Source organism: Novosphingobium cyanobacteriorum (assembly GCF_029436685.1).
GTDB lineage: Bacteria > Pseudomonadota > Alphaproteobacteria > Sphingomonadales > Sphingomonadaceae > Novosphingobium > Novosphingobium cyanobacteriorum.
In genome coordinates this window covers 1-12,177 of sequence record NZ_JAROCY010000043.1, presented here as the reverse complement: position 1 = coordinate 12,177, position 12,177 = coordinate 1, and the positions used below count along the sequence as shown (strand labels likewise).

At 62.1% G+C, this 12,177-nt stretch carries 11 protein-coding genes; 9 read left to right on the top strand and 2 right to left on the bottom strand.

The features are described 5' to 3' along the window. Positions 1-296 precede the first annotated feature (296 nt). The 3 genes from POM99_RS21550 (at position 297) to POM99_RS21540 (ending at position 3,514) form a co-directional block, all read left to right on the top strand. Complete coding sequence (locus POM99_RS21550; RefSeq protein ID WP_277280801.1) at positions 297-2,735, top strand: DEAD/DEAH box helicase; 2,439 nt, start codon at positions 297-299, stop codon at positions 2,733-2,735. A 108-nt stretch (positions 2,736-2,843) separates the two neighbouring features. Next, complete coding sequence (locus POM99_RS21545; RefSeq protein ID WP_277280800.1) at positions 2,844-3,065, top strand: DUF5818 domain-containing protein; 222 nt, start codon at positions 2,844-2,846, stop codon at positions 3,063-3,065. A 251-nt stretch (positions 3,066-3,316) separates the two neighbouring features. Further along, positions 3,317-3,514: a hypothetical protein gene (locus POM99_RS21540; protein WP_277280798.1), complete on the top strand. Its 198-nt coding sequence runs from the start codon at positions 3,317-3,319 to the stop codon at positions 3,512-3,514. A 7-nt stretch (positions 3,515-3,521) separates the two neighbouring features. On the opposite strand, the gene POM99_RS21535 is transcribed toward POM99_RS21540, so the two are convergent. Then, the gene (locus POM99_RS21535) at positions 3,522-4,292 is read right to left on the bottom strand and encodes an FCD domain-containing protein (RefSeq protein WP_277280797.1); all 771 of its coding nucleotides are present in this window, start codon (positions 4,290-4,292) and stop codon (positions 3,522-3,524) included. A 163-nt stretch (positions 4,293-4,455) separates the two neighbouring features. Here POM99_RS21535 and POM99_RS21530 point away from each other — a divergent pair, with 163 nt between their 5' ends. The 6 genes from POM99_RS21530 (at position 4,456) to POM99_RS21505 (ending at position 9,545) form a co-directional block, all read left to right on the top strand. Beyond that, complete coding sequence (locus POM99_RS21530; RefSeq protein ID WP_277280795.1) at positions 4,456-5,154, top strand: FCD domain-containing protein; 699 nt, start codon at positions 4,456-4,458, stop codon at positions 5,152-5,154. Between the two features lie 556 nt (positions 5,155-5,710). Next, entirely contained in the window at positions 5,711-6,244 is a 534-nt protein-coding gene (gene ubiT, locus POM99_RS22530) for a ubiquinone anaerobic biosynthesis accessory factor UbiT (protein WP_277280794.1), read from the top strand. Beyond that, positions 6,229-7,239, top strand: coding sequence for a ubiquinone anaerobic biosynthesis protein UbiU (gene ubiU / locus POM99_RS21520; protein WP_277280792.1), 1,011 nt, complete (start codon positions 6,229-6,231; stop codon positions 7,237-7,239). Before ubiT ends, ubiU begins: the two co-directional genes overlap by 16 nt. Positions 7,240-7,243: 4 nt before the next feature. Further along, positions 7,244-8,164: a ubiquinone anaerobic biosynthesis protein UbiV gene (ubiV, locus tag POM99_RS21515; protein ID WP_277280790.1), complete on the top strand. Its 921-nt coding sequence runs from the start codon at positions 7,244-7,246 to the stop codon at positions 8,162-8,164. After that, positions 8,109-8,747: a pyridoxal 5'-phosphate synthase gene (locus tag POM99_RS21510; protein WP_277280788.1), complete on the top strand. Its 639-nt coding sequence runs from the start codon at positions 8,109-8,111 to the stop codon at positions 8,745-8,747. The genes ubiV and POM99_RS21510 overlap by 56 nt, the downstream gene beginning before the upstream one ends. Before the next feature lie 84 nt (positions 8,748-8,831). Further along, positions 8,832-9,545, top strand: coding sequence for a Crp/Fnr family transcriptional regulator (locus POM99_RS21505; RefSeq protein WP_277280787.1), 714 nt, complete (start codon positions 8,832-8,834; stop codon positions 9,543-9,545). 61 nt (positions 9,546-9,606) lie between these two features. Here POM99_RS21505 and POM99_RS21500 read toward each other — a convergent pair whose 3' ends face one another. Beyond that, complete coding sequence (locus tag POM99_RS21500) at positions 9,607-11,847, bottom strand: adenosylcobalamin-dependent ribonucleoside-diphosphate reductase (protein WP_277280786.1); 2,241 nt, start codon at positions 11,845-11,847, stop codon at positions 9,607-9,609. Positions 11,848-12,177 lie beyond the last annotated feature (330 nt).

Here is a 12,177-nt window from a genome sequence, read left to right as displayed (position 1 = left end):
ACGGCGCGCGACGGCATGCGCGGGCCCCTCCCATGGACTACCGGGATAACCGCCTGCCAGACCGATAGGGGGGTCAGTTTTACGCGCCGATCAGGGGGTCAACTTTGAACGCCGATTGACACCGTCAGCGACGACCGCAAGGCCTATTGCTCTGAGTGCACCAGCCAAGCGGTCTACGCCTGATCGGAAAGGCGCGGTCCGGGCCACCTCCCACCGGGCCGCGCCGACTGGTTCGACAGAAGCGAGTGCGGGTTCCCAATGCGTCCGCACAACAGACAAAACCATGGAGACCGTCGATGCTTGCAACTGACGATACGCCGCCTGCCGCAGTTCGCCGGAAGGCGCGCAGCAAGCCCCAATGGCATCCGCGGGCCGATCAAAACCGCCTCGCGGCGGAAATCGTGAACATTCTCGCCTCATCGGGGCACGCCTATCTCGAGGCCCCGACGGGCTCGGGAAAGACGCTGACGATGGCAGTCATCGGAAACGAATGGCCGGGTGCGGTCAAGGTCTACCTGGCGCACAGTGTCGATATCGTCGATCAGACTGCACGTCAGCTTAACGCCTTCGCGGCCGCAGGCTTGATTTCCAACCGCTCGACCTGGCGCTGCGCAACTTGGCAATCCTATCGCGAAGCAGTCCGGCGAGGCCGGCTCCAGGAACTGGTGGGCACGGCTTCGCCCGATCTGGTGTTTGTCGATGAATGCCACATCGGCGGCGGCGAAGGGCCGGACAGCAACCTCTCCTTTCAGGCAATCCGTGCGACGGCACAGAAAGTCGTCTGGATTTCAGCAACTCCCTGGGACGTTAACGAGCAGGTACTTGGCGTCCGAGAAGGCTGCTCTGCGGTCCTGCGAATGCAGGAGGCCTTCAATCTTGAGCTGCTCAACGCGACCGACATTGTCCGGATCGACTGCGGCCTCAGGTTGCGCGCGGCAGTCGCTCAACTTGAAAAGCAATCGGGAACGACATTTTCGACGCTTGCAAGGCAAAGTTTCGAGGTCAATCAGGATTGTGCCGAACTCGCCTTTGACGACCTTGCCGCTCAGGTCGAACAATTGCTCGATCGCTCGTTGCGGCCAACTGACGTCTCGACCATTGTGCGCCACCGCATCCGCCTCCTCGCCGACGTCTACTTGCAGCGCCATATGTCCGAACGCGCGATGTTCTGGCTGCCGAACCAGGCCTATGCCCGCGAATGTGCGCAATACATTTCTGACCGCCTTCCGCTCGGGCATCGAGCGGAAGCCATCATCCATGATCCCGGGAATCGCGTCGCCGAGATGAAATTTGGCATTGCGGCACGGGAGGAGTTTGCCCGGGAGGACGGCTTGGTCAGGGTCGCATGTGTCGTATTCCGGCTTCGCGAGGGTTTCGATTCACCGGGGCTGCATTTGGGTTTTGATTGTTCGTGGTCGCCTAGAAATTTGCGCGCGACGGTTCAGAAGATCGGTCGGCTAACGCGCAGGGCCCCGGGCAAGCCGCGCAGCCAGTATTATTATGCGGTCGACGTCAAGACCGTCGCCGGGGCGCGAGCGAGCCAGCTATCTGAGGCCTTTCTCGGTGGCGTTCAGGCCGCGCTGCGCGCGGACATACCCAGCGCGCAGTTCACAGCAGAGGCGATCATTGAAGCGGGCGCGATCGCTGACGCGATGAGCGGCAGCCCCGATGCCAGACCACGCAGCTTCTGGTCGCACGGTGCCTGGTCAGGCGATGATATCACCGGCACGCATGTGCCACTCTTTGAGTTCGAACAGGTTGCCGGATATGCCGAAGTCAGCCGCGCGACGCTCGACGCTGCCTTCGTCAAGCCCGACGAAGTCCTGGATGAGCACGTCGTCGTCGAACTCGCTGTGCGTCTTCTGGAAGCGCTTGAGCAAGGCCAGCGCGCAGAGGAATTTCCGCCTGCCGTGGTCAATGCGCTGCGGCGCTGCTGCACCAAAATTGATCCTCTCCATGATTTGATGGTTCATCGCCGCCTTAACCGGGCTACGCCTGCCCTTGCAGCCAGGTGGGGGTGTGTGCTGCCGGATTCGACGCTCGATCGGATGGACCGGGACGATGCCATTGTCGCCGCGATCGAGGCGGGCAAGCCGCGTCCTTCGCAAAGGACCTTCGAAGGGCAGCAGTTTTCCCGCGCATTGATTGCAACCGGCCCCTACTTTCGGCCCGATCTGGCGGCACGCTTGGCCGCCTTAGGACAATACGAGCCGCAGCAGGGCAGGCGCCTGAGATTGAAGCGTGAAACCGATTTGAACATCGAGCGAATCGTCGGGTCTATAGAACGCGGCGAAGAGCCACCAGCACAAGGCACGGCCGACCGAAATCGGCTGAGTGGCTGGCTCTCGCCTTTTGGATCAAAGACTCGTCCCGATGTGCGCGAGCGGATCGAGCGGGTCCGTCGCGACCTTATCCCCAAGGGGATTTCCTATGCCGAACGAGACACCGCGCGCCGACAAAGGCAGCTAGAGATGATTACCTGGGTGGCACAACACAGGGCCCTCCCCCCTGCAAGCAGCGACCTCGGCAAGATTCTAAAGTCCTGGTTACAAAGGAATCCCTCCTTCCTTGCAGAGTTTTTGAAGGAACTGAAAAATGCAGCGGGACCGGCAAAGATCGATGTCAAACCCAAACCTCGGGCAAACCGAAGGCGCAAGGCTGGGAAGCCTTTGGCCAGAAGCAGGAAACGCTCCGCAATATCACCTGTCGCCCGGGATTCGGCTGACATGCCATAATGACGGACATACACCGCTGGAATTTGTCCGGCCGTTTGCTAAGCACACATAGTTGCCCGCGCAATTGCCCTAGGCCGCTAACCACTCAATTCGAACTCGATCCAATCCATGAACCTCCCTGCCCGCCGCTCGGCCAACACTATTACCGGAACCATTGAAGCGGGCGCGCGCGGACCGATCCTGCGCGATGGCGACGGCGTGGCCTGGCGGCTGCATTTTGGCGAAGAGCCGGTGCCCGATGATCTCGAGGGACAGGTCAGCGTCCGCGGCAAGATCATTCAGCCCGACCGGATCGATGTCGAGTTCTGCACGCCGCTGGAAGGCGATTGATTACATACGGTCCGTAAAGTCGGCGCGTCCGCGCTGGTCCCTGGGTCGCGAGGACATAAGTCGAGTATTGCGATTCAGAGGCGCCGAAAATGCTTTCGCTTAGTCAAACGGCTTGCCGTTACGGACACATACCTAACTTGCGCCATTTCAGAGCCATTATTCGGCAAATTTAACCTGGCGAAATATTGACAGATTCCTGCGTTTGAACAATCGTTTGCGTGGATAAAGGCTTCGGGGGCGGCTTGATGCGAATGCAGCGATTGCTGATCGATCGAAGTACGCTCGACCTGATCGCCGCCGATGCCCAGGACTTCCTCAACGTGCTCAATGCTGCCGGGCTCCACCAGGCCTCAGCCATGATGCTATGCGTGATGGAGCAATTGCAGGCCGACCGGGCGAACCTGCCGGACGAGCGCGGCGATGCCGTGCAATCCCCCAATCCTGGCTAAGTCCGGCTTACTTGAGATTGGCCGCCGGTACGCCGAACGGAATGACCCGGCCGTCGGCTCCGGCTTCGCGCGTCCCTTGACCGTAGACCCTGCCGTCCAGTTCAAACGTCGGCGCAAACCGGACAATCGTTGCCACATCCCCTGCCTCATGACCCGCCAATGCCTCGATCGCGGCGAGCACGCTCTCGCGCGAAGAATAGATGTCCTCGCGCATCAACAGCCGCGCCATCGAGGCTGAGCGATCGCCAATGGCGGACGCGATCTTCTGGTGCATCCGGAAGGACTCTTCGGCATCGTCAGCCCGCTGCGACCATGCAATCCGGCGATGGAGTGCGTTGGGCAGTACCATGCGCGCCATGTCGGGCATCTGCGTAATGCGGGACATGCGCATGACCTCGATGTGGAAGCGCAGGTTCTCGAGGACCACACGTTCAAGTGCGTCGGGATCACCGGGTGATAGTTCGCGGGCCTCCGCTGCAAGCGCGGCCAGCAATGAAATCTCGGCAGCCGTCGCGCGCTCGGCAGCCCGGTAGGCGGCCAGCCCTTCAAAGTTGGCGCGCATCTCGAAGAGATCCTCGACCTCTTCACGGCCCCAGGTACGCACCACAAACTCGCTCCGCCCCTGGCGGGTAAGGTAGCCTTCGTGGGTGAGAGCACCCAGCACTTCAGCGACTGCGACCGGGCGGCTCGCATAGACTTCGGCCACGTCCGCCTTCGCAATCAACTGTCCGGGCAGATAGCGCGCGGACAGGACCCCGAACCTGATTTCGAGGAACATGAGTTCAGAAAGAGACTGCGCTTTGGTCAATCGACCTCCCTTGTGGGCGAGTTCTTGCCCGCCGCATCATTGCGGTGAACCTAGCACAATTTCGATTTGATTTCCGAATCCGGATGGTTCGGATTATCCGGACTTTGTCATCAGGGGGCTAGTTGAGACATCGGTGGCGAAAGCAATATTGCCAGACCTGCGAACGATTGCCTGCCCGGCGAGGCATGTCTTCGCTTTGCTTCGCGAGCCACGCAAGCGGCAGCGCTATGACGATCCCGGACAGCTCCCCGGCTTTCAGAATCTCGCTGCGGACGATGCGTCACGCTTCGTGCAGGAGCTCATCGACCTCGGCCTGGTTATTCGCGACCATGGCCGTTTCACCATTGTCGATTGGACGATCGAGCGCATCGTCGAGCATCTGGCGCTCGCCGGGGCCATTCAGGCGCTGGCCGCGTCTGAGGTAGCTTCGCTCCAGGGCAAGGCCGATTTTTCTTGCCTCGAGGGCATCAACGCAGCCCTCAAATCCTACGAGACACAGGCCGATAACCTGCTGCAGGGCGCCTTTCTCGATTACCAATGGCATCTCGAACTCGTCCGCTTGAGCGGCAACCGGGCCGCCTTTGCCACATACGCCAAGGCCATCCCGCCGGCGGTCTGGATCGCTGGGGCCAACTACTTCCAACTCGACGAGGCGCGCAGTTCATTGATCGAACATGACCGCCTGGTCGCCTACATGAAGGCCGGTGATACGCTTCGCGCGCGCGACGCAGTGTCGTTTCATGTCGAGGAAGCGGCGGCGCAGATCCGCCGCGCAGGCGCGGCGCGGATCGAGAGCTATCCGGCCGATCACCTGAATTTGACCCAGCCTTGACTCGCCTATGTTGAGACTTACCAGGCGCGACCGCGCGGCGGGGCGGTTCACCCCGCAGCGCAACAGCATAGCGAAATGATTGATGCATGTCGCCCTATTACGGCATTCACCGCCAATTGGATTTGACAACGATCAGTCTGCATCACTCGCCTGCATTACGTCGCCACATCATCAATCCTTGGCCGATTCACAGCAACGGTGATCTGGATCATTTTTTGCCCCCGCCAATGGCCTAGAATGAGGTATGCCTCGGGGGATTACATTCATGCAGAGCGCCCACGAAACCACGGCGTCGCATCGATCCGGCTTTGTGAAATTGCTGGGCGATTTCCTGAACCCGCGCATCTGCGAACTTTGCGGCCGTACCCAGTCCCGCAATCGTGAATCCGGCAACCAAGCGTTTGCCCAGCACACGAGGTGCGAGTGCTGCGGACGCAGCATGTAGCAGCCCGGCATTGCGACAAACCGCCAAATGCAAGGCCCGCCCCGGGAGCGCACCGTACACGCAAGTGATCCACGTCACTTTGGGCCCGCCGACATTTGCTATGCATGACCCATGCTTCCCACACCGTCACTCGCCGCGCCGCACAGGCGTAGGCCGCAATGGCCCCATGTTCCTGCCGTCCTTCTGGCCCCGCTCCAGCCGCTGCTACAGCGGATCGTACGCAAGGTAGCTCGCGAACAGCCCGCGCTATTCGCCCGCCTGGGACCGCACGGGCGCAGCCGCTTCCTGATAGATGCACGGGACCTGCCCTTCATCCTGCTGCTGCAACCGGACCCCGTCCATCCCCGACTGCGCGCCGTTTCCCGCGCGGCGGCGGTCGATTGCGATACCCATATCAGCGGATCGTGCAGGGAACTGGTGACAATGGTCGACGGCAGGCAGGATGGCGATTCCCTGTTCTTCTCGCGCGATCTGCTCATAACCGGAAACCTTGAGGCGGCGGTTTGCCTGCGTAATGCGCTGGACGATATCGACGGCTCGATCATGCAGCATGTCTGTGTTGCATTGGGCAAGCCAGGCAGAATGCTATGGTCCTGGTTCTGTTCGCGTGAGCCGCTGCGCGGGTCTGAATGCGCAGCAGCATGAACCGCCCGGAACTGGTTTGCCCGGCCGGAACCCCGGCCATGCTGCGGGCTGCGGCCGATGCCGGCGCGGACGCCATCTACTGCGGCTTTCAGAACGCCACCAACGCCCGCAACTTTGCTGGCCTGAACTTTACGCCCAACCAATTGCAAGATGCCGTCGCCTACGCCCACGCCCGTGGCGCCAAGGTTCTGCTGGCAATCAACAGCTTCGCTACGGCCGGACGATACGATCTCTGGCAGGAAGCAGCCGACTGTGGAGCTGCCTGCGGGGTCGATGCCTTCATCGTCGCCGACATCGGCGTTGCCGCCTATATCGCAGAGCGCCACGCCGGCCGCCGCCTGCACCTGTCAGTCCAGGCCGCGGCCTCCAGCCCCGAGGCGATAAACTTCTACTGCCGGGAGTTCGGCGTTCGCCGGGCGGTGCTGCCCCGCATCCTGACGCTCGCGGAAATCCACCAATTGAAAACCGAAATAGACTGCGAGATCGAAACCTTCATTTTCGGCAACCATGGCCTGATGGTCGAGGGGCGGTGCAGCCTGACCAACTATGCCGTCGGCATATCGACCAACATGGACGGCGCCTGTTCGCCTGCCTCCGAAGTCCATTACGACCGCAATACCGCGGGCGTGGTCACCGCCCGCCTCGGTTCCCACGTCATCGACCGCTTCGCGCCGACCGAGCAGGCCGGCTACCCGACGATCTGCAAGGGGCGTTACTGCACCTCGCCCCGGGACGAGCCATACTATGCGTTCGAGGAGCCGATCAGCCTGAACCTGATGGAGATGTTGCCGGCCCTGATCGGGGCTGGGGTCGATGCCCTCAAGATCGAAGGGCGGCAACGGTCGCGCGCCTATGTCAGCAGCGTCGTGACCAGCTTCCGCAGGGCGATTGATGCCGTTGTCGCGGGGCGGAAACCCGAACTGGTCGATCTCGTCGCCCTCACCGAAGGTCAGAAACAGACCCAAGGTGCGTTCGCAACCAAGAAGTGGCGATAACGCAATGCCTCCCAAGCTTACGCTCGGGCCGATCCTGTTTCATTGGGATGCCGATACCAAGCGCGATTTCTACGCCCGGATCGCGGAAGAAAGTCCGATCGACACGGTTTACCTCGGCGAGGTGGTCTGCTCCAAACGGGCACCTTTTTTCGAACGATATCTGCCCGATATTGTCGAGAGGTTGGAGCGCGGCGGGAAAACGGCGGTATTCTCGACCCTTTCCGAGGTAATGCTGCCTCGCGAACGAAAAATGACGACCGAACTGTGCGCGCAGGCCGACCGTATGATCGAAGTCAACAACGCCGCCGGTCTGGGCGCGGTCTATGGCCGTCCCCATCGGATCGGGCCGATGATGAACGTCTATAACGAGCGGACCATGGCTCACCTTGCCGCAAGGGGCGCGCGCCATATCGCTCTGCCGCCCGAACTGCCGCGCACCGTTGCCGCCGAAATGGCCGGCAACGCCCGCCAGATCGGTGTCGCACTTGAAGTTCAGGTGTTCGGTAGAATTCCTCTTGCCCTGTCGGCCCGCTGCTTTCACGCCCGGGCGCACGGCCGCAGCAAGGACGAATGCCAGTTCGTCTGCGAAAACGATCCCGACGGATTGACCCTGACGACCCTGGGGGGCGACCGGATGCTGGCCATCAACGGCATCCAGACGCTGTCCTACGGTTACCTCAATCTCGCCGCGGAAATCGAAGACATGCTAGCGCTCGGCATCGGGCACTTTCGCCTGTCTCCACATCGAACCGACATGATTGCCGTTGCAACGATCTTTGCCGATCGCCTGGCCGGGCGGAGCGATGGTCCCACGGCGATGCAGGCACTCGGGGCCCTTGGCATCGGCCCCTTCGTCAACGGTTTCTGGCATGGCCTGGCCGGCCACCTTTACCGGGATCAGCGGGTGGGCACCGGGCTTGCATGACATGCAAGCTGCTGGCCTTTGGGGGGAAGCGGCGCTGGTTCTGTTCCGTCGCTGGCAAGGAGAGGCCGGGAACGAAAAGGGGCACGATGCGACCGCAATGGTCCTCGCCACGGCAACGGCTGGCGGCCTTCCCTCCGCGCGCATGGTCAAGTTAAAAAGCTGCGACGCGCGCGGGTTTGCTTTCTACACCAATCTCGGCAGCCGCAAGGCGATGGATATTCGCGAAAACCCTCATGCGGCGCTGCTGTTCGATTGGCCGCACGTGGGCAAGCGAGTGTATGTCCACGGCAAGGTCGAACTCGTCCGGGCGGCCGAAGCCGATGCCTATTTCGCCACGCGCCCGAAACTGTCGCGCATTGGGGCCTGGGCCTCGCGCCAGTCGCAACCACTGCGTCACCGCTGCCGCCTGTGGCTGCGGATCGGCTGCATGGTGGCAAAATGGGCCACCCGACGAATGAGCCGTCCATCGTTCTGGTCGGGGTTTCGGCTTGTCCCGCGGGAGATATACTTCGAAAGGATCAAGGAAACGATAGGCCACCCTGCCGCCCACCCCTCCCCTCATCATGAAGGCCCGGCAGGTTGATCCAGATCATTCGTGGCAGGCGCGGGCCTTGGCATATTTAGGGAAATGCGAAGCCCGGATGGCCGGGAGCGGCGGAGACTGACAATGGGGCGTCGACCCGATCTCGATTGGAGCCATGCCTGCCGCGACTGCGCCGTGGGCACCTCTGCGGTGTGCAGCACGCTCGATGTCACCGCGCTGGCCGATTTGCGTAATCAGGGCAGCAGCATCCAGCTTGCGGCTGGCCAACCGCTTTTCCACCAGGGCGACCCTGCCGATCGCACGTTCAGCCTGACCAGCGGAGTGGTCAAGCTCTACAGCGTCCTTCCCGATGGCCGCCGACAGGTGATCGCCTTCCACTTTCCCGGCGAGTTCATCGGTTTCAGCCCGTCAGAGGACTACCACTGCACGGCAGAGGCAGTCAGCGCCGCTACGCTGTGTCGGTTCGAAACGGGACGGTTCGAACAGTTCGCACGCAGCAGCGACGAATTTGCCCGTTCGCGCCATGAACGCGTGGCCCGCGATCTCGTCGCGGCACAAACGCGCGCAATGGTTCTGGGGCAGGCCACCGCGCGCGAACGGCTTGCCCACTTCCTGTGCGACGTTCACCGCCGGTCGCAGGCGAGACCAGCAGGGGCATCGGGCATCGTCCCGCTGCCAATGAGCCGCAGCGACATTGCCGAATACCTCGGCCTCGCCAAGGAAACGGTCAGCCGCGAACTATCGGCCCTTCGTGCAACCGGCATAGTCCGGACCATCTCACGCAACCTTCTGGAAATTCGCGACATGGAACGCTTGCGCCGCCTGGCCATTGTATAGGGCAGCATGGACAAACTCCCCAATGCCTTGCCGGGGGCCTTGGGGAATTCGTCCACGCCGCCTAGCCACACTTGGAATAGCCGCACTGAATGCACTTGTCGCACCCCTCTTCGCGATGCAAGGTCAAACTGCCGCACCCGGGGCACACACCCCCAAGCGGAGCATCGCCATGCGCAGGCGCCGCCGCCAGCGGATCAGCTTTCGGGCCTTCTCCGCCGTTAACCAGCGCCAGATGGTTTTCGAAGACGTCGCCAATCGCGGCCAGCAAGGACGGCACATAGCTGCGGTTCATCCATGCGCCCCCCCGGGGGTCGAATACGGCCTTGAGCTCTTCTGCCACAAAGCCGATGTCGCCGCCCCGGCGCAGCACCGCTGAAATCATCCGGGTCAGTCCAACCGTCCAAGCGTAGTGCTCCATATTCTTGGAATTTATAAACATTTCAAACGGGCGGCGTTGCCCGTCCTCAATCATGTCATTGATGGTAACGTAGATCGCGTGGGCACTGTGCGGCCATTTGACCTTGTAGGTGGCCCCCTGCAAGGCTTCGGGCCTCGGCTCCAGCACGGCCGGGGTCCGTGCGGCCGCGGAAGAAGCCGCACGCGCGTTCGGTTCCTCGACGCTCAAGACAGACCCGGTCGTGGAATTGGGGCGGTAGGTGGTCAGGCCCTTGCAGCCAAGGTGATAGGCCTCCGCATAGATGTCGACGAAGGCATCGAAGCTGATGTCCTGAGGGCAGTTGACGGTCTTGGAGATCGAACTGTCGATAAGGCGCTGCGCCGGTGCCTGCATGGCCAGGTGATCGGAGGGGGTAAGCGACTGCGCGCTCACGAACAGGTCATCGGGCGGAGGGGCATCGCCCTTGACCTGCTTCCACACGCTGTAGCCCTGATCCTCCACCGGCTCCTCGCGGGTCGATCCGTCCGCCTGCCTGACCTTGCGCACATAGGAATAGGCGAATACCGGCTCGATACCGGAAGAGACATTGCCCGCCAGCAGGGATGTGGTCCCGGTTGGCGCGATCGAGGTGAGACAGCCATTACGCAAGCCGTGTTGACGGATCAGCTCGCGGGTCGGCTCGTCCAGGGTCGACAGGTTAGGTCGGTCGAGCATGGCCTCGTCGTAGAGCGGGAAACACCCCTTCTCGGCCGCCAGCAGGGCGCTGGCGCGATAGGCGGCATGGCGGATCGTATCCAGCCAGCGGCAAGTCAGCGCGATGGCCTGTTCGGACCCGTAGCGGGCGTTGCAGAACAACAAGGCATCGGCCAGCCCGGTGATCCCCAGCCCGATCCGCCGCTTGGATTTCGCTTCCGCTTCCTGCTGCGGCAGGGGATAGCGGGAAACGTCGATCACGTTGTCAAGAAAGCGCACCGCCGTGGTGGTAAGGTCGGCCAACTCCGCCTCGTTAAGCGAACTGTCCGGCGCGAACGGCTGGGGCACGAGTTGGGCCAGGTTGATCGATCCCAGCAGACAGGCGCCATAGGCGGGCAACATCTGCTCACCGCAAGGGTTGCTGCCGACGATCTCCTCGCAATAGGCTAGGTTGTTGTGCTGATTTACCCGGTCGATGAAAATAACCCCCGGCTCGGCGACGTCATATGTCGCCTGCATCAGGCGCCGCCACAGCGCGCGTGCCGGAACGGACCCGTGGACCACGCCGTCGAAGCGAAGCTCCCACTCTTCGTCCGCGGCCAGGGTCCGCATGAACGCGTCGGTTACCAGCACTGACAGGTTGAAGTTCCGCAGCCGGTTCCGGTCGCGCTTGACCTCGATGAATGCCTCGATGTCGGGATGGTCGATCCTCAGGCACCCCATCATCGCGCCTCGCCGCTGGCCGGCCGCCATGATCGTCCCGCACATGGCGTTCCAGCTGTCCATGAAGCTCAACGGTCCGGATGCCTGCGCCCCCACCCCGCGAACGGCTGCGCCAGCCGGGCGAATGGTGGAAAAATCCATGCCCACGCCGCCCCCTTGCTGCATGGTGATCGCAGCCTCGCGCAAGTGCTGGAAGATCCCGTCAAGATTGTCGGGGATCACCCCCATGACGAAGCAGTTGAACAGCGTGACCTCGCGCCCGGTGCCCGCGCCGGCAAGGATGCGACCGGCGGGAATGAAGCGGAAATCGGTCAGCGCTTCGTGAAATTGCTCGCCCCACCGCTCCCTTGATTCGGGGGCTTCGTTGGCGGCAATGGCCCTCGCCACGCGCCTCCACGTATCCTCGACCGAGGTGTCGGCAGCGCCGTCCCCGCCGTGAAAGCGATACTTCTGGTTCCAGATTTCACCTGACAGAGTGGAAAGGGTCATGATCGTGCATCTTGTATGACTGAAAGAGGAGATGCACCATATATGGGAATGATGGGGCCGAAGTGACGCAGATCACGCAAGGTTCATTTCGAGCCCGGGCGTTGGCAAAGCAGCATTGACCGATAGACCAGGCAAAATCCGCCGAAGGCCGCAATCCAGGCGACCCCCGAAACGGCGTAGAGCCACAGCGCGGCCGGTGGCCATATTGGCCCAGTCGGCCCGAAGCTGCGATTTTGGTCATCTTGGAGAACACGTCGGGAACGGGCTGGTTGTTGTTGACGATCGCCCATGCGAGGAACGACGTTCCGCTCCGATAAGGGAGCGGCGTTA